Origin of the sequence: Rouxiella badensis, from assembly GCF_026967515.2 — a bacterium.
Taxonomy (GTDB): Bacteria; Pseudomonadota; Gammaproteobacteria; order Enterobacterales; family Enterobacteriaceae; genus Rouxiella; species Rouxiella badensis.
In genome coordinates this window covers 2,779,968-2,799,202 of sequence record NZ_CP114062.1, presented here as the reverse complement: position 1 = coordinate 2,799,202, position 19,235 = coordinate 2,779,968, and the positions used below count along the sequence as shown (strand labels likewise).

General features: G+C 55.7%; 16 protein-coding genes, 1 pseudogene and 1 riboswitch. Of the genes and pseudogenes, 11 read left to right on the top strand and 6 right to left on the bottom strand.

Going from position 1 to position 19,235, the window contains the following annotated elements; genetic code table 11:
• Window positions 1-153: 153 nt before the first annotated feature.
• A pseudogene (locus O1V65_RS23170) lies at window positions 154-366 on the top strand (VF530 family protein); the annotation flags it as partial.
• 172 nt (window positions 367-538) lie between these two features.
• Here the strand turns inward: O1V65_RS23170 and yvcK are convergent.
• Window positions 539-1,447 (bottom strand): uridine diphosphate-N-acetylglucosamine-binding protein YvcK, encoded by a 909-nt coding sequence (gene yvcK / locus O1V65_RS12955; RefSeq protein WP_026110606.1) that lies wholly within the window; start codon window positions 1,445-1,447, stop codon window positions 539-541.
• 374 nt (window positions 1,448-1,821) lie between these two features.
• Window positions 1,822-1,987: riboswitch (molybdenum cofactor riboswitch) on the top strand.
• On the opposite strand from yvcK, the gene moaA reads away from it, so the two are divergent.
• From moaA to O1V65_RS12925, 6 genes are all read left to right on the top strand, one after another.
• Window positions 1,980-2,966, top strand: coding sequence for a GTP 3',8-cyclase MoaA (gene moaA / locus O1V65_RS12950; RefSeq protein ID WP_038328105.1), 987 nt, complete (start codon window positions 1,980-1,982; stop codon window positions 2,964-2,966). (Overlaps the previous riboswitch by 8 nt.)
• A 19-nt stretch (window positions 2,967-2,985) precedes the next feature.
• Window positions 2,986-3,498, top strand: coding sequence for a molybdenum cofactor biosynthesis protein B (moaB, locus tag O1V65_RS12945; protein WP_017492450.1), 513 nt, complete (start codon window positions 2,986-2,988; stop codon window positions 3,496-3,498).
• Window positions 3,499-3,507: 9 nt separating this feature from the next.
• Window positions 3,508-3,987: a cyclic pyranopterin monophosphate synthase MoaC gene (gene moaC / locus O1V65_RS12940; RefSeq protein ID WP_017492449.1), complete on the top strand. Its 480-nt coding sequence runs from the start codon at window positions 3,508-3,510 to the stop codon at window positions 3,985-3,987.
• Window positions 3,984-4,229: a molybdopterin synthase sulfur carrier subunit gene (moaD, locus tag O1V65_RS12935; RefSeq protein ID WP_017492448.1), complete on the top strand. Its 246-nt coding sequence runs from the start codon at window positions 3,984-3,986 to the stop codon at window positions 4,227-4,229. Before moaC ends, moaD begins: the two co-directional genes overlap by 4 nt.
• Before the next feature lie 2 nt (window positions 4,230-4,231).
• Window positions 4,232-4,696: a molybdopterin synthase catalytic subunit MoaE gene (gene moaE / locus O1V65_RS12930; protein WP_269129775.1), complete on the top strand. Its 465-nt coding sequence runs from the start codon at window positions 4,232-4,234 to the stop codon at window positions 4,694-4,696.
• 153 nt (window positions 4,697-4,849) lie between these two features.
• Window positions 4,850-5,560, top strand: coding sequence for a Bax inhibitor-1/YccA family protein (locus O1V65_RS12925; RefSeq protein ID WP_017492446.1), 711 nt, complete (start codon window positions 4,850-4,852; stop codon window positions 5,558-5,560).
• An 81-nt stretch (window positions 5,561-5,641) separates the two neighbouring features.
• On the opposite strand, the gene O1V65_RS12920 is transcribed toward O1V65_RS12925, so the two are convergent.
• Window positions 5,642-6,844, bottom strand: a complete 1,203-nt coding sequence (locus tag O1V65_RS12920; RefSeq protein ID WP_017492445.1) for a multidrug efflux MFS transporter — start codon at window positions 6,842-6,844, stop codon at window positions 5,642-5,644.
• Between the two features lie 360 nt (window positions 6,845-7,204).
• Here O1V65_RS12920 and rhlE point away from each other — a divergent pair, with 360 nt between their 5' ends.
• The gene (gene rhlE / locus O1V65_RS12915) at window positions 7,205-8,605 is read left to right on the top strand and encodes an ATP-dependent RNA helicase RhlE (protein ID WP_017492444.1); all 1,401 of its coding nucleotides are present in this window, start codon (window positions 7,205-7,207) and stop codon (window positions 8,603-8,605) included.
• Between the two features lie 86 nt (window positions 8,606-8,691).
• Here the strand turns inward: rhlE and O1V65_RS12910 are convergent, their stop codons facing one another.
• Window positions 8,692-9,342 (bottom strand): helix-turn-helix transcriptional regulator, encoded by a 651-nt coding sequence (locus O1V65_RS12910; protein ID WP_017492443.1) that lies wholly within the window; start codon window positions 9,340-9,342, stop codon window positions 8,692-8,694.
• A 123-nt stretch (window positions 9,343-9,465) separates the two neighbouring features.
• Between O1V65_RS12910 and O1V65_RS12905 the strand changes: the two genes are divergently transcribed.
• Both O1V65_RS12905 and dusC read left to right on the top strand, forming a co-directional pair.
• Window positions 9,466-10,902 carry an MFS transporter gene (locus tag O1V65_RS12905; protein WP_017492442.1) on the top strand — a complete coding sequence of 479 codons (1,437 nt, stop codon included), beginning with the start codon at window positions 9,466-9,468 and terminating at the stop codon, window positions 10,900-10,902.
• 67 nt (window positions 10,903-10,969) lie between these two features.
• Window positions 10,970-11,902: a tRNA dihydrouridine(16) synthase DusC gene (gene dusC, locus O1V65_RS12900; protein ID WP_017492441.1), complete on the top strand. Its 933-nt coding sequence runs from the start codon at window positions 10,970-10,972 to the stop codon at window positions 11,900-11,902.
• A 36-nt stretch (window positions 11,903-11,938) separates the two neighbouring features.
• On the opposite strand, the gene O1V65_RS12895 is transcribed toward dusC, so the two are convergent.
• The 3 genes from O1V65_RS12895 to O1V65_RS12885 form a co-directional block, all read right to left on the bottom strand.
• Window positions 11,939-14,227 (bottom strand): TonB-dependent siderophore receptor, encoded by a 2,289-nt coding sequence (locus tag O1V65_RS12895; RefSeq protein WP_017492440.1) that lies wholly within the window; start codon window positions 14,225-14,227, stop codon window positions 11,939-11,941.
• Window positions 14,228-14,516: 289 nt separating this feature from the next.
• Complete coding sequence (locus tag O1V65_RS12890; protein ID WP_269129774.1) at window positions 14,517-15,899, bottom strand: MFS transporter; 1,383 nt, start codon at window positions 15,897-15,899, stop codon at window positions 14,517-14,519.
• Window positions 15,900-15,988: 89 nt separating this feature from the next.
• A complete protein-coding gene (locus O1V65_RS12885) occupies window positions 15,989-17,251 on the bottom strand; it encodes a metal-dependent hydrolase family protein (protein WP_227955363.1) in 1,263 nt (420 codons plus the stop codon).
• A gap of 243 nt (window positions 17,252-17,494) precedes the next feature.
• Between O1V65_RS12885 and O1V65_RS12880 the strand changes: the two genes are divergently transcribed.
• Window positions 17,495-19,231, top strand: coding sequence for a tannase/feruloyl esterase family alpha/beta hydrolase (locus O1V65_RS12880; RefSeq protein WP_269129773.1), 1,737 nt, complete (start codon window positions 17,495-17,497; stop codon window positions 19,229-19,231).
• The last annotated feature ends 4 nt before the right edge of the window (window positions 19,232-19,235 follow it).

Genomic DNA, 19,235 nt, shown 5'->3' with positions numbered 1-19,235 from the left:
CGTTGGCTTCCCTTGCTCACCCCGGTCACTGACTTGTGTCAGCTCCCGGGGACTCGCGCGGTTGCCGCCTTCCCACGGCACGAAATCTAGTGAGTATTGCGGTGGTGTATTATGCTAGACTTCGCGGCCCAAACTTTTAGCGGTGACAGCCAAATGACCGACATTAAACCCAAAGATCCTCTTCACGGCGTTACGCTGGAAAAACTGCTCACCGTGTTGGTGGAGAACTTTGGCTGGCCGGCGCTGGCGGGGCAGGTGAATATCAACTGCTTCAAGAGCGACCCTAGCATCAAGTCGAGCCTGAAGTTTTTACGCCGCACGCCGTGGGCGCGCAAAGAGGTTGAGACGTTGTATCTGGATTTCGTGGAGGGGTTGCTGAAGCCTGACATGAGCAGCAAGAGCAAAAGGCGCTCGACATCGCCGGCTTCAACGCCAGCAGCTGTGAAGAAGGCCAGCAGCGCCAAACCGGCCGCCGACAGCCCGTGGAATAACCATCCGCTGGTCAAGAAAAACCAGGCTGACGAGTCTTAATATAGAGTTAGCCCATGCGCTGGAGTGCGTCTTCCAGCGCCAGTCTCAGCAGTTCTCTGTCATGGCGATAGGGAACGTCCATGGCCTCGAGCGGGCGTTGAATAATCAACCGACTGCTCGCCTCCCCAAGATGCACCCCCGGTCCGACGATCGCCGCATTAATGGCGGGACGACCAATCTGTTTTTCGATCATGTTGAGTTTGTCTTGCAGCGTTAACGACGCGGCGGCCACGCTCAGTTCTTTGCCCAAATTGCTGATGTAAACAATGTGAGCGCGGCTGCGTCGAAGCTCTGTCGCCAGCTCTTTAAGCAGCAGCAGCGGCATCAGGCTGGTAAAGAAGCTGCCGGGGCCTATCACAATCAGGTCGGCCTCTGCGATGGCATCCAGCGCCTCTCGGGTGGCCTTTACCTGCGGTTCAAGCATCAGTTCGCGCGGGATCTTTATCATCCGATCGACGTTCACTTCACCGTGGATCGGTTGCCCGTCTGCGTCGATGGCGGCCAGATCGACCGGATCCTCTGACATCGGGATCAACTCTGCATCGACCTTTAACAGTCTGCGTACTAGATTCATCGCCTCCAGTGGCCGAACGCTCAGGCTGTCGAGTGCACGGAGGATAAGGTTTCCCAGATTGTGTCCGTCGAGCTCGCCGCTGCCGCTAAAACGATATTCGAACATGGCTGACGCGACGCTAGGCTCGGTAATTAGCTGGTTAAGGCAGTTGCGCATATCTCCCCACGCAATGCCGCCCACCGAGCGGCGGATCCTGCCCGTGGAACCGCCGTTATCGGTGGTCGTCACAATACCGGTCAGCCTCGAGCCGAGCGAAGACAGTGACGACATTACGCGCCCTAGTCCATGGCCTCCACCCAGTGCAACTACTCTGTCTAAATCGGCCAACGTCCGACTTCTCATACTTCTCCTTGGCTTCCCGTCGTTCGCTGGCGATGCAGCAGCTTGGGCTTCATCTGCTCACTCCGGATCCTTACGCTGGTAAGCATCCGAGAATAATCAGCTTTGCCGCCGTGCTTCTTCGCCAATCAAGCGGGAAGTATTGTGCTGATGGCATAAAATTTTCTGAAACAATTTTACCTAATTTTTCGCTAACTTGTTATTAATCGTACTTGTCAGTGCAGGGACGACGAGGCGATTGATTTCATAGGTGTTTTTATTGGTCGGTGCTCTAAAAAACGTTGTATATCCAATTACATAGCGAAGAGTTCGCTTGGCGAACGCGTTTTCGCGGCGCTACAATACTGCTCAACCGTGTTTTTCCGGAGACTAAAATCGGAAAAACTGAACTCCTAGCCTTGGTACCTAAGTTGTCTTGCCTCTGCCGTGTATTTCATCGTGCAGCCTGCAATAAGGTGCCTTGGCCGTGACGTATGTCACCAGGGTGCTGGGTAGAAATGCCCGCATCTCCCGTATTTGGAAAGGTGTTATCAAGGTGCAACAACTTACAGACGCTTTTGCGCGCAAGTTCTATTACTTGCGCCTGTCGATCACCGATGTGTGCAATTTTCGTTGCACATATTGTCTGCCCGACGGCTATAAACCCAATGGCCACAACAATAAAAGTTTCCTTTCACTCGATGAAATTCGTCGGGTGAGCCGCGCTTTTGCCAATCTCGGCACCGAAAAGGTGCGTCTGACCGGTGGCGAACCCTCACTACGCCGTGACTTTACCGACATCATCGCTGCCGTGCGCGAAAACCCGCAGATTCGGCATCTTGCCGTGACCACCAACGGCTATCGCCTGGCGCGAGACGTAACACAATGGCGCGATGCGGGTTTAACCGCTCTCAATGTCAGTGTTGACAGCCTCGATGCGCGTCAGTTCCACGCCATTACCGGGCAGGATAAATTTCGTGAAGTGATGAGCGGAATTGACGCCGCATTTGACGCAGGTTTCGAAAAAGTTAAGGTCAACGCCGTGCTGATGCGCGACGTGAATCATAATAGCCTCCAGACCTTCCTCAACTGGATCAAAGACCGCCCAATTCAGCTACGCTTTATCGAGCTCATGGAAACTGGCGACGGGGGTTCCCTTTTCCGCAAGCATCACGTATCGGGTCAGGTCATTCGTGACCAACTGGTGCAGCAGGGTTGGACGCTGATGGGCCGCAGCCGCAGCGATGGTCCGGCTCAGGTCTTTACTCACCCCGACTACATTGGCGAAATCGGTCTGATCATGCCCTATGAGAAGGATTTTTGCGCCACCTGCAACCGCCTGCGCGTCTCGGCCGTTGGCAATCTGCACCTGTGCCTGTTTGGTGAGCAGGGTATTCCTCTGCGTGATTTACTGGCCGATGACCAGCAGCAGGAAGCGCTCATGGCGCGGATCCAAGGTGGACTGGGACGCAAGAAACAGACCCACTTCCTGCATCAGGGCAATACCGGCATGACGCAGAACCTCTCATTTATTGGCGGCTAATCTCCAAAGGGAAAAAAATATGAGCAAAGCCAGCAGCGAATTTCAGGCGCTCTCGATAGCTATTCTTACTGTTTCCGACAAACGCACTGAAACCGATGATACTTCCGGGGACTATCTGCGTGAGGCGGTGGAAGAGGGCGGGCATCACGTAGTTGCTCGTCAGATTAGTAAAGACAACCTTTATCAGATTCGGGCGGTAGTATCCCAATGGATTGCTGACGAAAAGATTGGCGCGGTCATTATCAACGGCGGTACCGGTTTTACTACCGGCGACAATACGCCTGAGGCGTTAAAGCCGCTGTTTGACCGTGAAATCGAAGGCTTCGGCGAACTGTTCCGTATGGTCTCTTTTGAAGACATTGGTACGGCGACCATTCAGTCCCGCGCGCTGGCCGGTATGGCGAATCAGACGGTGATTTTTGCCGTGCCTGGCTCGACCAATGCCTGTAAGTTGGCCTGGGAGCACATCATCTCTTCGCAGCTTGATGCCCGTAATCGCCCCTGTAACTTTATTCCTCACGTAAGAAAGTAAAACGAAATTATGTCTACACTGACGCATATTAATGCCTCCGGCGAAGCGCATATGGTGGACGTTTCCGGTAAAGCGGAAACCGTTCGCGAGGCCCGCGCCGAAGCCTTTGTGACCATGGCTGCCAGCACGCTGGCGATGATAGTCAAAGGCGATCATCATAAGGGTGATGTCTTTGCCACCGCGCGTATCGCCGGTATTCAGGCGGCCAAGAAAACCTGGGACCTCATTCCCCTGTGTCATCCGCTGTTGCTGACCAAGGTTGAAGTCAAGCTTGAGGCTCAGCCTGAATTTGACCGCGTGCGCATCGAGAGTCTGTGCCGTCTGACCGGCAAGACCGGCGTCGAGATGGAGGCGCTGACGGCGGCGTCGGTTGCTGCGCTGACTATCTATGACATGTGCAAAGCGGTTCAGAAAGACATGGTGCTCGGGCCGATTCGCTTGCTCGAGAAAAGCGGCGGCAAATCCGGTGACTTCAAGGCGGAACAATGATTGAGGTGCTGTTTTTTGCTCAGGTTCGTGAGCTGATTGGCACCAGCAGTGTGCAGGTTGCCGCAGAATTCAGCGACGTCGAGGCGCTGCGGCAGTCGTTGTGCACGCGCGGTGAACGTTGGGCGCTGGCGCTGGAGTCCGGCAAGCTGCTGGTGGCGGTAAACCAGACGCTGGTGGAGCCTGATCATTCGCTGAAAGAAGGCGATGAAGTGGCATTTTTCCCGCCGGTAACCGGAGGCTAAGCATGCAAGCGACGCGAATTATTGTCGATGCCGCGCCTTTTAGCGTCGGTGAAGAGTATCAGTGGTTAGCACAATCCGATGCCGACGGCGCGGTGGTGACTTTCACCGGCAAAGTGCGTAATCACAATCTCGGTGATAATGTCAGTGCGCTGACGCTCGAACATTATCCGGGCATGACCGAGAAGGCGTTGGCTAAAATTGTCGACGAGGCGCGTCAGCGCTGGCCGCTTCAGCGCGTCTGCGTCTATCACCGCATTGGCGCACTGTATCCGGGCGACGAAATCGTGTTTGTCGGCGTAACCAGTGCCCACCGCGGCATGGCGTTTGATGCCACAGAATTTATTATGGATTATTTGAAAACGCGCGCGCCGTTCTGGAAGCGTGAAGCCACCGAGCATGGCGATCGCTGGGTCGAGTCACGAGATACCGATAAAGAAGCCGCTAAAAAATGGTCTTCTTCGCCATAGACGCGGAGTCTGTCTTGGTCCGTGCTTAAGTTAAACCAAACGTTTACCCGTGATTGGTGCTACACGCAGAAGCCGGTTTTTGTGATAGGCTAAGAGTACCGGTAGGCTGCATTTTCAGCCTTGTTTTTGTCCTCCATGTAAGAGGTAAGCATCATGGATCGATATCCACGCTCTAATGGTTCGATAGTAGAACGCGCAAACAGCGGCATTCAGGCCTATATGGCTCAGGTCTATGGCTGGATGACCTGTGGTTTGCTGTTGACGGCGTTTGTCGCCTGGTATGCATCCCGTTCCCCTGCGATCCTCGGTTTTATCTTCTCAAGCCAAATTACCTTTTTCGGCCTGATTATTCTTCAGCTGGCCCTGGTTTTCGTTATTTCGGGTATGGTTAATCGCCTGAGCGGCACTGTCGCAACCGGGCTGTTTATGCTTTATTCGGCGCTAACCGGCTTGACGCTTTCCAGCATCTTCATCGTCTACACCGGTTCATCCATTGCCGGCACTTTTGTGGTGGCGGGCGGTATGTTCGGCGCGATGAGCGTCTTCGGTTACACCACCAAGCGCGACCTGAGCCGCATGGGCAGCCTGCTATTTATGGCGTTGATCGGCATCGTGCTGGCGTCGGTGGTGAATATCTGGCTGAAAAGCTCGGCGCTGATGTGGGCCGTAACCTATATCGGTGTGGTGGTGTTCGTGGGGCTGACCGCCTATGACACCCAAAAGCTGAAAAACATGGGTGAGCAGCTGTCGGTCAATGACAAGGACAACTTCCGCAAATACTCTATCGTCGGTGCGTTGACCCTGTATCTTGATTTCATCAACCTGTTCCTGATGCTGTTGCGCATTTTCGGCAGCAGAAGATAAGTTAATTGAGTCGAAGAGGGGAGCAGCTCGCGCTGTCTCCCCTTTTTTTTGCCCTTAGTTTACCGGCCGACCCGCATTCAATTATTTAACCCTGACGCCGGTGGGAACCCTTCTGAAACTCCACCAGATTTGCACCGCGTTGAAGAGCACCAAAATGGCGGTGACCAGAAATACCCAGCGGAAGCCTAACAACGCGGAGGTGCCAGAGCCTATCAGCGGGCCCGCCACGTTGCCCAGGTACATGAATGACTGGTTATATCCGAAGATTCGACCGGTGACCTGTTCACTGCTGTACTTGACCAGCAGCGCCTGCACCGCAGGCATAAGCGCACCGTCGCCGAAGCCCAGCAGGAAGCGTAAAACGCCCAGCTGCACCGGTGTACTGATGGTTGCCATCAGGCAGAACAGGATGAAGCAGAACACCAGAGCCGCGATTAATACGCGGTGTGCGCCAATGCGGTCGCCGAGTTTGCCGAGTTTCGGCGCGGCGAGCAGGGCGGAAATCCCCGGCACGGCAGCGATGACCCCGCTGATAAAGGCGATGTTAGCGGTATTGCCGGACAGGTTGCGAATAAACAGCGTCAGAATCGGGCTAATGGAGCCGTTGGCGAGTTGGATCATCATCGTGGTCACGAACAGGCTAATGATGAGCATTGGGTAAGGCAGCGTGGTAAATACCGCTTTGCCGCTGAGCCTGTCGGCCTTACTGACCGGCACTACGCGCTCTTTAATCAGGAACAGCGTGATGAGGAAGCTGATAAACAGCAGGCCACCGGTGACGAAAAACACCGTGCGCAGGCCGAGATGGTCGGCCATGAATCCGCCCAACAGCGGTCCGATAATTACCCCGGCAACCTGGCCGGTAGACAGGGTACCCAACGCCCAACCGCTCTTGTCGCGTGGAACCTGCGAGGCGACCAGCGCCATGGCGTTGGGGATAAAGCCGGAAGTCAGGCCCATCAGCGTGCGGAAGATAAACAGCTGCCAGACGTTTTGCGCGAAGCCCTGTAGTACCATGACTATCGCCATACCCAGCGCCGCGCGCAGCAGCATCAGTTTTCGCCCTTTGCGGTCGGCTAAACTGCCCCACAGCGGGGCCACGCAGGCGGAAACCATAAAGGTGCCACTAAACACCAGCCCGGACCAGATACTCAGAGCTTCGTGGTCATGAACGCCAAGTTGTTCGACATACAGCGGCAGGAAGGGCAGGATTTCACTCATAGCGAGACCGGTAAAGAAGCAGCCTAGCCAGACGGAGATTAGATTTAGTTTCCAGGTTTCCATTGTATTGCGGCGTTGCCTTATGGATGAAATAGTTAACCCTCGGAATCATAGCAAGCTAATGCTTTGATGAAATCACAAAAAGTGATAACTAAACGAGCGTGATAATAATTAACGATGCTATAACAAACATCGTCAAATCGGCGGCAGAAAATATCGTTAAATCAGGATTGGACGGATTCATTTACAGCTTGAATCATATAAATGCACGCGGGGGCGTGATATCTGTTAGAATCCTCGCAACTGGCGCACTGCAGTTTGTGCCGAATCCTCGTGGTAATCCTCATTTGCCTCGTCTGATCATCCATTCTTGAAACTGCACCGAACCTGTTCGGGTTAGAGTGGATTGGAGCTTTTCCTTATATGTCATTTGATTCTCTCGGCCTGAGTGCCGACATTCTGCGTGCTGTTGAAGAGCAGGGCTATACCGCGCCTACGCCTATTCAACAACAGGCAATTCCTGTTGTGTTGCAAGGCCGTGATTTAATGGCTAGTGCACAAACTGGTACTGGTAAAACCGCTGGCTTTACCCTGCCTGTTTTGCAGATGCTGAGCCACACTGGCGACGCACAGATTAAAGGTCGTCGTCCGGTTCGCGCATTGATTCTGACGCCAACCCGCGAACTGGCGGCACAGATCGGCGAAAACGTGACGGCTTACAGCAAATACCTGAAGCTGCGTTCGCTGGTGGTATTTGGTGGTGTGAGCATCAACCCGCAAATGATGAAACTGCGTGGTGGCATCGATATTCTGGTGGCAACACCGGGACGCCTGCTGGATCTGGAACACCAGAACGCCGTTGACCTGTCCAAGGTTGAGATTCTGGTTCTGGACGAAGCCGATCGCATGCTGGACATGGGCTTCATCCACGATATTCGTCGCGTGCTGGCGAAACTGCCTGCCAAGCGTCAAAACCTGCTGTTCTCTGCGACTTTCTCTGACGAAATCAAGGCACTGGCCGGCAAACTGCTGACCAACCCTGCTTCCGTTGAAGTCGCGCGTCGCAACACCGCCTCTTCGCAGATTGAGCAAAGCGTTCACTTCGTTGACAAGCGCCGTAAAAGAGAGCTGCTGTCGCAGATGATCGGTACCGGCAATTGGCAGCAGGTGCTGGTGTTTACCCGCACCAAGCACGGCGCTAACCATCTGGCCGAGCTGCTGAATAAAGACGGCATCACCGCCGCTGCAATTCACGGTAACAAGAGTCAGGGCGCACGTACGCGTGCACTGGCCGATTTCAAAGACGGCGGCATTCGCGTATTGGTTGCGACCGATATCGCCGCGCGCGGTCTGGACATCGACCAGCTGCCTCACGTCGTGAACTATGAGCTGCCGAACGTCCCTGAAGACTACGTGCACCGCATCGGTCGTACCGGTCGTGCAGAGTCTACCGGTGAAGCGATTTCTCTGGTTTGCGTCGATGAACACAAGCTGCTGCGTGACATTGAGCGTCTGTTAAAGCGTGAGGTCCCACGTATCGCTCTGCCTGGTTACGAGCCGGATCCGTCTATCAAAGCCGAGCCGATCGTTAACGGTCGTCAAGGTGGCAACGGCCGTGGCGCACCGCGTCAAGGCGCCGGTGGCCAGCGTTCCGGTGCCCCTCGTCAGGGTGGCAACGGTCAGCGCAGCGGCAATGGCGGTAATGGTTCAGGCGAAAGCCGTCCATCCTCTCGTCCAAGCCGTGGCAGCGCAGCTAATGCGGGTCAGCGTCGTTCAGGCGCTAACGCCGGTGCTGCACGCAGCCGTAAGCCTTCAGGCGAGTAAGCGAACAACGCCGGTAGAACACACCTGGCGAGTTTCGTGCTTAAGCCCTCTTTCGAGAGGGCTTTTTTGTTTTTGTCGCGGGTGCTCTAGAGCCAAATACGGTACGCACAGCGTCTCGCGCCCTGCAAAATGTGCTCGGTGCGCTCAACGTTGGCGCCGAGCGTCTGGCTGAACACCTCGCGCTCCGCCCGGCAGAATCCCTGACAGGTGGCGGCAGCCGCGCAGATAGGGCAGTGATTCTCGACCAGCAGATAGCTTTCGTCCTCCTGTTTTTCCCAGCTTGCCATATAGCCTTCGCCGGTACGCAGAGTTGCCAAGCGTTGCAGGCGTTCTTCCAGCGTCTCGGCGCCCACCATCGCCCTGCGGTAATTCTCGAGGGTTTCGGTTTCGCGTGTTGAGATAAGCTGGTCCAGTGCGGCTTCACCCAGCGACGAACGGATCATGCGCAGTAGCTGTACGGTGAGACTGGCGTGGGTATCCGGGAATCGGGCGTGGCCTTCGGGCGTTAACAGCCAGTACTGCGCTGGGCGGCCGACGCCTTGCGATACCGCCTTGCTTTCGACCAACCCCTCTTTTGCCAGCTTGACGAACTGCTGGCGCATGGCTTCGCCTGTAGTACCCAAAATTTTCCCGGCATCGCTGGCCTGTAGCTCGCCTCGGGTCTTGAGCAGCATCAAAAGTCGCTCGGCGACGCTCTGTTTTGCACTCTCGGAATTTTCCAAGTCTTTTCTTGACATATTTACTCTTTAGGTCCTAGATTAGGGCAGGAATTATTATTCCAAGCAAAAACTTGTTTTAATGTAAACTAATCACGGCGTGACTTCAATCCCGCCGTGCCGGTCATGAAAAGGAAGCCTGCAATGTCAGAGAGTCACAGCGGATGGGGCAGTTTGTTTACGGCCGAGAATCGGGGGAGTGCCATCACCCTGAGCGGCGGCGTGGCGCTGTATGCCACCAACAGTTATATCGTGATTACCATCCTGCCGTCGGTGGTCGAGGACATCGGCGGTATGGCGTGGTACGCGTGGAATACCACGCTGTTTGTGGTCAGCGCTATCATGGGCGCGGCACTGTCGGCGCGTCTGTTGGGCAGATGTGGGCCTCGCTGGGCCTATTTGAATGCGACGGCGATTTTCATGGCTGGAGCGGCGATTTGTACGGTGGCTCCGTCGATGCCGATACTGCTGCTTGGCAGAGCGGTGCAAGGGCTCGGCGGCGGATTCCTGTTTGCGATGTCGTATGCGATGGTTAATCAGGTGTTTGAAGAAAAACTTTGGCCTCGGGCGATGGCGCTAATTTCGGCGATGTGGGGTGTCGCCACCCTGGTCGGCCCGGCGGTGGGCGGCATTTTCGCGGAGCTGCACGCCTGGCGCTATGCGTTTGGTCTGCTGTTGCCGGTCACGCTGCTGTTTGCGCTGCTGGTATGGAAAAGCCTTCCGGCGCGTCAGCAAAAGCGTTCGGTCACTGAACCTCTGCCACGTCTGCAGTTGGTGCTGCTGGCGAGCGCGGTGCTGGCGGTGTCGGCGGGAAGCCTGTCGCCTCACGGCTGGATGAATTTCGCCGGCATCGTCGCGGCGATAGTGCTGGTGCTGTGGCTGCGTAAAAGGGAGTACACCACCCCGGTTCGCCTGCTGCCGCGAGACGCGCTGAGCCTGTCGTCGCCGCTGTGCGCGTTGTTTGCCACCATGGCGTTGCTGATGATAGGCATGGGCTTTGATATTTACGTGCCGTATCTGCTGCAGCATTTGCACGGTCAAACGCCGCTGATGGCCGGATACATTACCGCCGCCGGTGCCGCTGGCTGGACGTTGGGCGAGATGTGGAGCGCGTCGTGGCCCGAGCGCCGCACCAGCACCGCCATCCGTCTGGGGCCGCCAGTCATGATCCTCAGCCTGCTTTGTCTGCTGGTTTCGCTGCCTGTGGTATTCGGTGATGGCTGGATGAACATGGGGCTGATTGTACTGGGCCTGACGTTGCTGGGATTTGCTACCGGAATTGGCTGGCCACACCTGCTGACCCGCGTGTTGCAGCATGCGACAGCAGAAGATAAAGAAAAAGCCGGAGCATCGATAAGCGTGGTGCAGTCTTTCTCCGCCGCCATGGGCACCGCACTGGCCGGTACCGTTGCCAACCTGTCGGGGATTTATGTTCCGGGCGGAACTCAGGGAGTAAGCCAGGCGGCTTTCTGGCTGTCGCTGCTGTTTATCGCGGCACCGCTGGTGGCCATTATCAGCGCCCGGCGTGCCACGCGCACTGAACCCGTGATGCAGCCGGAGGAAAGCCTCAACTATAAATAGTCCGCCCATTGCCATCGCTAGCCGTTCGCCCGTATTATTGCGCCTCATTTTTAAGGGTAGAGCGGCTATGCGTGTATTACTGGCTCCGATGGAAGGCGTACTGGATCCTCTGGTGCGTGAACTTCTCAGCGAAGTAAACGACTACGATCTTTGTATCACCGAATTTTTACGCGTGGTCGACCAACTGTTGCCGGTTAAGTCCTTTTACCGTCTCTGCCCCGAACTGCTTAACGAAAGCTGCACGCCGTCCGGCACGCGGGTCCGGGTCCAGCTGCTGGGGCAATATCCCGAATGGTTGGGTGAGAATGCCGCACGAGCTATCGAACTTGGCTCTTACGGCGTGGACCTAAACTGTGGCTGCCCGTCCAAGACGGTGAACGGCAGCGGCGGCGGTGCTACCTTGCTGAAAGACCCAGAGCTTATCTATCTCGGCGCGAAGGCGATGCGTGAGGCGGTGCCCGCTGACCTGCCGGTTACGGTGAAGATTCGCCTCGGCTGGGACTCACTGGCTCATAGCCTCGAGATAGCCGACGCGGTGCAGCAGTCCGGTGCGACGGAGCTTACGGTCCACGGTCGCACCAAGGAGGACGGCTACCGGGCGGAGCGCATCAACTGGCAGGCGATCGGTGAGATTCGCCAACGACTGAGCATTCCGGTGATTGCCAACGGTGAAATTTGGGATTATGCCAGCGCCCAGCGGTGTATGCAGGTGACTGGCTGTGACTCGGTGATGATTGGGCGAGGCGCGCTAAACGTGCCAAACCTTAGCCGGGTGGTTAAATATAATGAACCGAAGATGCCGTGGCCACAGGTCATCGCGCTGTTGAAAAAGTACACTTATCTTGAAAAGCAGGGTGACACCGGTTTGTATCACGTGGCGCGCATCAAGCAGTGGCTAGGATATTTGCGTAAAGAGTACAGCGAGGCAACGGAGGTGTTTACTCAGGTGCGAACCTTGAATACCTCGAAAGATATCGCGCTCGCGATTCAGCGTTTGTAAAAGAGAAGGGCCATCAAGCGATGGCCCTTTTTTATATCAGAAGTGCATACCCAAAGACATAAAGAACACGCGGCCTGATTCGTTATAGGTGTTGGCACCTGCGCCGTAGAGGTAAGCGCCGGTGGTAGAGTTGCCGGTGGTCTGCGCATTGCCTTCACGGAAGTGGCGTTTGTCGAGCACGTTGTCGATACCCGCCGTCACGTCCAAGAACTTGTTCACCGTATAGGTCGAGGTCAAGCCAAACAGTGCGTAAGGGCTGACGACCCAGGTTTCGGATCCGGTCGCATCTTCACCTTTGTAGTTATACTTCTTCGGCTTCTGCTTGCCGAACCAGGTCATGGTTCCGCTCATCGACCAGTCGTCGCGTATCTGCCAATCCACCGTCGAGTTGATGGTGAATTTCGGGATAACCGACAGATAGTCGTTGGTGGTCTTGTTCACGTTCTCGATGTTGTAGGTGAAGTTGTTGCGCATGGCGACAGATTCACTGATCGGGAAGTTGAGCGTCCCTTCGATACCCTGAACCACAGCCTTCGGCACGTTTTCCCACTTGTAAACGTCAGAGGTGCTGCTGATGGAATATTCCGACGCGTAGCCCGCTTCAATCTTATTGTGGTAGTCATTACGGTAGTAGGTCAACCCGGCCTGGACGTCATTGTGGTGATATTCGATGCCAATCTCTTTGTTGACGCTGGTTTCCGCTTTGAGGTCTTTATTACCCTGCAGATAGCATGAACCGGCGCTGGCGTAGCAGCCCTGACCGTTGCTGTAGAGCAGGTAATTAGGGTTGGTCTGGTACAGGTTTGGCGCTTTGTAGGCACGCGCGATACCCATTTTCAGCGTGAAGTCGCTGCCCAGCTCCTGCGAGAGGTTCAGGGACGGGCTGAAATTCTTGCCGGTAATGGTCTGATAATCGAAACGCAGGCCCGGTGTCACGGTGGTGGTATCGGTCAGCTCGATATTGTCTTCGGTAAACAGGGAATAGATATCGGCGGAAGAATAGGGGCTGCGGCCGGTGCTCGATATACCCTCAACGCTGCCGGCCTGTGCGGTCTGCGTGTTAGAGGTTGGATCTTTCATTCGCTGCTGGTTCCATTCCGCCCCGAAGGTCGCGGTTTGGTGAACGAAGAAATCGAGCGGCACGTTAATTTCGGTATGTGCGTTGACGTCGGCCAAATCAATGGTAGAGAACCCTTGATTGGTGGTGCTGAATATACCCTCGGTACCGCCCGCGAGGCCTTCGTTGATACGTTTGTTACGGGTGCGTTCGTACTGAATATAGTTGGTGGTCGATACGCCGTTATCCCAGCTTCCTGTGTGTTTCAGGCTCAGCGTCTGACGGTAAAGTACGTTGGTTTCCTTGCCATAGTTGGCGGTCACCAGCGCGTTGGAGTTGGTGTTTTGCGTATCCCCCGCGTACAGGTTGCCCTGACGGCTGTAGCCCGCAGAGAGTTCCAACGCCTGCTTAGGCGCAAAAGCCCAGTGCAGCACGCCATTAACGTTCTCGTTCTTCACCCCTTCGCGACCCGCAGGCACTGTTCCAGCGTAAGAGCCGGTACGCGCGGCTTCATGGCCAGCGTTGATGTTTTGCGCATCGGCCTGAGTCTTAGACCAGCCGCCGTAAAGTTTAAAGCTCAGCGTATCGGTGAGGCCGCCTGAAAGGCTCGCGTCATAGCGTTTGGTTGCGCCTTCGGATTTATGCGTTGGTGCATCCATGTAGGTATTGAAGGTGCCGTGCCAGTCTGGGGTGGTTGGCTTGGTGATAATGTTGATGACGCCCCCTGCTGCACCGCTGCCGTAGCGTGCGGCGGCAGGACCGCGAATGACCTGAATGCTGTCCACCATTTCTGGCGGTACCCAGTTGGTGTCACCGCGGCTGTCGCGCTCGCCGCGCCAGCCGTAGCGCACGGAGTTCTTGCTGGTCACCGGCATGCCGTCGATCAGCACGAGGGTATTTTCCGGGCCCATACCGCGAATATCGATTTGGCGATTGTTGCCGCGCTGGCCGCTGGTGGAGTTACCGGTCAGGTTAACGCCGGGCATGGTACGGATAATTTCGGCCAGGTCGCGCGCCGGCGGGTGTTTCTTGATTTCGTCTTGAGTAATGATAGAGACGCCCGGCGCTTGCAGGGTTTGTTGCTGTGCGGTCACCGTAATGGTGTCGTCTTCGTCCTTCTGTTTTTTCTCTTTGCTGTCTACGAGCGGTTTATTATCTCCCTCTTTAAGGGTTGTTGTTTGCTCGGCTTGGGAAAGTGTTGGCATAAGCAGGCTAAAAGAGGTCACGGAGAATAAGGTGACCTTGGTATAAAACAGGATATTTTTCATAATGTAGCAGGACCATTCCGTTGCTGAAAAGAAGCGCGCTGTGTTGTTTTAAAAATAATTAGAAGTAATTTGAAATAACTTTCATGAGAATGCTATCAATAACGATTATCGTTATCAATGCAAATAAGTGTTGAGAATCGTTCGCTTTGTGTATTTATGATGTAAAGGTGCAGTAATGAGCTGTTGCTGATTGCGTTTAAGGAGGGTGATACGGTGCGCGCGGGATAAATCGTGCCCCAGGGGCGGGCGAGAAGGCACCGCCCTAGGGGGATGATGGGGAGGCTTTACGCTAAGGCGTTATTTCTGTTACCGATGAGGTAATTTTCTCCAGTGATTTTCCTTTGGTCGCTGCGCCAAACGCGACCACGATAATCACCCCTGCGACCAAAATGCTGGTGGTCATGGTGAACACCCCGGCAAAGCCCAGCGAGGCGGAAAACACCCCGATAATGCTTGGCGCGAGAATGCTGCCAATGCGGCCAAAGGCGCTGGCAAAACCACAACCGGTGGCGCGGATAGCGGTAGGGAAGCTCTCCGGCGTGTAGGCATAAAGGCCCGCGTACGCACCGTTCAGGAAGAACGACAGCACTGCGGCGGACGTCACTATCGACACGTGGCTGCCCGACTGGCTGAGGAACCACGCGCTGATCGCGCCGCCTATCAGATACAGTGCGATGGTGTGCTTCCTGTCCAGCCGGTCTGACAGCACCGCCGCCGAGAAATAGCCCGGTATCTGCGCCAGATAAATAATAATAGAGAATTCAAAGCTTTTGGTGATGGTAAAGCCCTTGGCGATGAGCAGTGACGGGATCCAGGCGAAAAAGCCGTAATAGCAGAAGGTGACCACAAACCAGATGAGCCAGATGACCACCGTCTGCTTGCGCATGCTGGCGGTAAACATCATGCCGATCGACTCGAAAAAGCCGAGCGGCGGAGTCGAGGTTTCAACCTCAGTGGCTTCGGTCTGAATCGGGACGGCAGGCAACGGGCGTCCGAGGGCGCGCTCGACCTTTTTCTCAAGCTTTTCAATGACCTGAGTTGCCTCTTTCACTCGACCACGGTTAAGCAGAAAGCGCGGTGACTCCGGGAGGCTGCGACGCCACCAGAGCAGCATCACAATAGGCAGCGCGGTCATCACCTGCGCCCAGCGCCAGCCGTCCTCGAACGACGGCACGATAAAGCGGCCGATCAATGCCGCCCCGACGAAGCCAAACGAGAAGAACCCGGCCAGCGCGCCAATAAACCAGCCACGTTTTTTCGGCGGGATAAACTCGCTCAGATAGGGCGCAATAATTACGCTCTCGGCGCCCACGCCCACACCCGCGAGGATCCTGGCAATCAGGAAGCTCGGGTAGTTGGGGGCGAGGGCGGCAAACAGCGTCATGACGCAGTAGATGGCGAGCGCCCAACACATCACGGCTTTTCGGCCAATGCGATCGCCGAGATAGCCGGCCATCAACGCGCCAAATAGCACGCCTATCGGTGTGGCGGAACCCACCAGCCCCAATTCGGCGCTGCTCAGTCCCCACACGCTGTGCACGGCAGGCATTAAAAAGGCGATGATGGCGATGTCCATGCCGTCAAAGGTATAGCCGAGGCCACCGATGAACAGCAGGAAATAGTGCGGAGCACTTAGGGGTAAACGGTCTAAACGTTGCAGCAATAATGACATATCCACGGTCTCGACGAGTAGAGGGACAGCCTGACAGCGCGGATGATGCCGCGCCAATGCACAAACGAGCAGGGCTTTAAAGCCGCGGATTACCGCGCAATGATGCCACTGTTTTTCACGATTTCACCCTGGCGAATAATCAGCGGCAGGTGTTTTCCCTGACCACTCAGCAGGCTGATATCGCTTAACGGGCAGCCGTCAACGACGATCAGGTCGGCGCTAGCGCCTACGCTCAGGCAGCCCACTTCACCTTCCATCCGCAGCAGCTGTGCCGCGATGCCGGTGGCGCTGCGAATAACCTCCTGCGTCGGCAAGACGCGCGCGCGAATTTCAAACTCACCGGATTGATGGGTATGCATGTCACCCAGCAGGTCACTGCCGTAAGCCATCGGTAAGCCCGCTTCATACATGATTTTCAGGCTGTCGAGACCCGAAAGCCTGACGTCGTCAATCTTAGCGATGGAGTCCGGCTGCAGGCCGTACTGCGCGCCTTCGAGTTTTAGCATTTCGAAGGTCACCAGCGTAGGGCAGGCCATCGCGCCTTTTGCGGCGGCGTGGGCGGCGGTTTCTGAAGTGATCAGGTTACAGTGCTCGAGCGAGCGTACACCGGCGTCAACCGCGCGACGAATCGCTTCATCGGTATAAAGGTGTGCGCTAACGTAGGTTTTGGCGTTGCTTGCTTCTTCAACGATGGCTTCAAGCTCAGAGACCGAGAAACTCAAAAACTCAATCGGATCGCTCGGCGAAGAGACGCCACCGTTGGCCATCACCTTGATAAACTCGGCACCGCCTTTGATTTCCTCACGCACGGCGCGGCGCACTTCATCGATACCGTTACATACGCGACCCAGCGTACCCAGCTTTTGGGCATAGAAATCGACATTGCGCTGGTCATAGCGGCCACGATAGTCGGTATGGCCACCGGTTTGCGACAGCGCCTTGCCGCAGACAATCAGGCGCGGGCCGTTAATCAGCCCCTCTTCCTGTGCCTGCTTTAAACCGTAGTCGGCACCGCCAACGTCGCGCACGGTGGTGAAGCCGCGCATCAGCATTTCATTCATCAGTTTTGATGCGCGGGCGGCGACCAGCGAGTCCGGTAAGAGGGCGTTGGCGCCGAGGTTGGCGCTGCTGGCAACGACGTGAACGTGGCAGTCGATAAGTCCTGGCATCAGCGTCTTGCCCGCCAGATCGACAACGATTGCGTCCGCTGCGTCAATGGGCGTGGCGGAAACGGCGTCGATACGGCCGTGGCGAATTAACAGCTGGTGATTTTTTAATGGCTCGGCCGAATTACCATCAACCAGATTGGCATTGATGAACAGGATGGCGTTGTTTGAGGATGTCGCAGGCATAGTGCTCCCGTCTTGGAATTATAGGTAATTATTTGATTATTCAGTGATGTTGAGTTCTTCACGCCTGAGTGTTTATTCTCTGAGCAGGCTTTGGCAGCATCTGTCATCTGTCTGCAATAATGAAATGAAAAAGTCGCATGCCGGCATGCGTGGGAGGAATGGCGTGCGGTTCAGAATGATTGATACGATAGCGATATTATGATGCCGGAGATTTTACTGTTATAAATTAAGGATGAACGTTACTTGACCGAGAGACGAGTATTGGATATCGCCACGCAGACTTTGCCCCGCTGGAAGATTTTTTTCATCCTGTTATTGCCGTTGCTGATTGTGGGCGTCTGCCTGCATCCCTCGGTTGCGCGTGCGGCAACATTGGGCGTGGTACAACCGGTAACCGACTGTGCCGATTTAGCGGACGTCGATCTCTCCGCAATCGGTGGACCCGGCAGCAAGGTGATGTCGGTGCGTGAAGTGGTAAAAGGCGATGTGTTTTGCGAGGTGAAAGGCCTGCTCAAGCCGACTGTCAATTTCACCGTACTGCTGCCGATCAACAGCTGGACCCAGCGTTATCTTCAGGTCGGCTGCGGCGGATTATGCGGGCGCGTGCTGCTCCAGCTAGACGGCGCAGCAGGCTGTACTCCGCTTAACAACAGCGGATTTGTGATTGCTGCTACCGACATGGGCCACGCTGCCGGCGAGGCGAACTTTGGCAATAATCCGCAGAAGAGGCGCGACTTTGCCTTCCGAAGCGTGCATCTGACCGCCGTGGCCACCAAGAAGCTCATCAGTGCCTATTATGGGCGTGGGCCCACCTATAACTATTTCAGCGGCTGCTCGGACGGCGGGCGCGAGGCGCTCGGCGAGGCACAGCGTTATCCAACCGATTTTAACGGCATCATTGCCGGTGCGCCGGTGACCGTTTTCCAGACCCATAAGGCGCTGGACCACGGTTGGAATGCGATGTCCAACACGGACGCCAGCGGCAACGCTATCATCACCGCCCGACAATTGCCGATGATTCATAAGGCAGTGCTGGCACAGTGCGACGCCCCGGATGGCCAAAAAGACGGGCTGATTTCCGATCCACAAAATTGCCATTTTGACCCGTCGGTGCTGAGCTGTGCAGACCTGAGTGCGGATAATATTGCCGGGCAGGACTGCCTGTCGGAAATGCAAATCAGCACCTTGCGTAAAATCTACGGCGGCCCGCGTGATGCCGTTACCGGACAGCGGTTGACCGTTGGCGGGCCTTTGCCCGGTTCAGAACTGGCTTGGGCCGGGCTGTTTGTTCCCAAAAAGACCGGGGATCTTAACTACAGTCAGAGCGTGGCGCTTTCGACCCTGAAATACCTGAATTTTGAAAAAAATCCGCCCGTCAGCTACAGCCTCAAGGATTTGAAGTTTACCCAGCAAACGCTGGTCGAACTGACCAGGCTGCATCCGCTCTATGACGCCAGTAATCCTGATTTGCGTTCATTTTATGCCGCAGGTGGCAAGCTGATTCTCTGGCACGGCTGGGCCGATCCCAGTATTTCGCCGCTCAACACGCTGGCCTACCATCAGGCGCTGGCGCAGACCATGGGCACGGTGACCCGCGATAAGTTTGAGCGGCTGTATATGCTGCCCGGGGTCTATCATTGTTCGACCGGAGAAGGGCCGAGCCTGGTCGATTTCCTGACGCCGATGCTTGGGTGGGTGGAGCAGGGCAAGGTGCCCGACGGCGTGGTGAGCTATCAGGCGACGGTGGAACAGAAAAATAAAATTGCCTCTAAGCCGCTGCAAGGCGACATGAAGCTCGATTATATCGCCGAAGATGCGCCATCGCGTCCGGTCTTTCCTTATCCGGACTATGCCGTTTATCGCGGGAAAGGCGATGACCGTCAGGCGACCAGCTATGAGCGCAAGCGTCTGGCGGTTGTTCCTGCCAGCTATCCGTGGTTGGGAGATAACCTGTTTAAACCTTATCAATTCATGAACTAAAGGG

Excerpts from the sequence above, each read along its gene's own strand:
- yvcK (WP_026110606.1), bottom strand. The coding sequence starts at position 1,447 with ATGAGAAGTCGGACGTTGGCCGATTTAGACAGAGTAGTTGCACTGGGT.
- moaB (WP_017492450.1), top strand. The coding sequence starts at position 2,986 with ATGAGCAAAGCCAGCAGCGAATTTCAGGCGCTCTCGATAGCTATTCTT.
- moaC (WP_017492449.1), top strand. The coding sequence starts at position 3,508 with ATGTCTACACTGACGCATATTAATGCCTCCGGCGAAGCGCATATGGTG.
- moaD (WP_017492448.1), top strand. The coding sequence starts at position 3,984 with ATGATTGAGGTGCTGTTTTTTGCTCAGGTTCGTGAGCTGATTGGCACC.
- moaE (WP_269129775.1), top strand. The coding sequence starts at position 4,232 with ATGCAAGCGACGCGAATTATTGTCGATGCCGCGCCTTTTAGCGTCGGT.
- O1V65_RS12925 (WP_017492446.1), top strand. The coding sequence starts at position 4,850 with ATGGATCGATATCCACGCTCTAATGGTTCGATAGTAGAACGCGCAAAC.
- O1V65_RS12920 (WP_017492445.1), bottom strand. The coding sequence starts at position 6,844 with ATGGAAACCTGGAAACTAAATCTAATCTCCGTCTGGCTAGGCTGCTTC.
- rhlE (WP_017492444.1), top strand. The coding sequence starts at position 7,205 with ATGTCATTTGATTCTCTCGGCCTGAGTGCCGACATTCTGCGTGCTGTT.
- O1V65_RS12910 (WP_017492443.1), bottom strand. The coding sequence starts at position 9,342 with ATGTCAAGAAAAGACTTGGAAAATTCCGAGAGTGCAAAACAGAGCGTC.
- O1V65_RS12905 (WP_017492442.1), top strand. The coding sequence starts at position 9,466 with ATGTCAGAGAGTCACAGCGGATGGGGCAGTTTGTTTACGGCCGAGAAT.
- dusC (WP_017492441.1), top strand. The coding sequence starts at position 10,970 with ATGCGTGTATTACTGGCTCCGATGGAAGGCGTACTGGATCCTCTGGTG.
- O1V65_RS12895 (WP_017492440.1), bottom strand. The coding sequence starts at position 14,227 with ATGAAAAATATCCTGTTTTATACCAAGGTCACCTTATTCTCCGTGACC.
- O1V65_RS12890 (WP_269129774.1), bottom strand. The coding sequence starts at position 15,899 with ATGTCATTATTGCTGCAACGTTTAGACCGTTTACCCCTAAGTGCTCCG.
- O1V65_RS12885 (WP_227955363.1), bottom strand. The coding sequence starts at position 17,251 with ATGCCTGCGACATCCTCAAACAACGCCATCCTGTTCATCAATGCCAAT.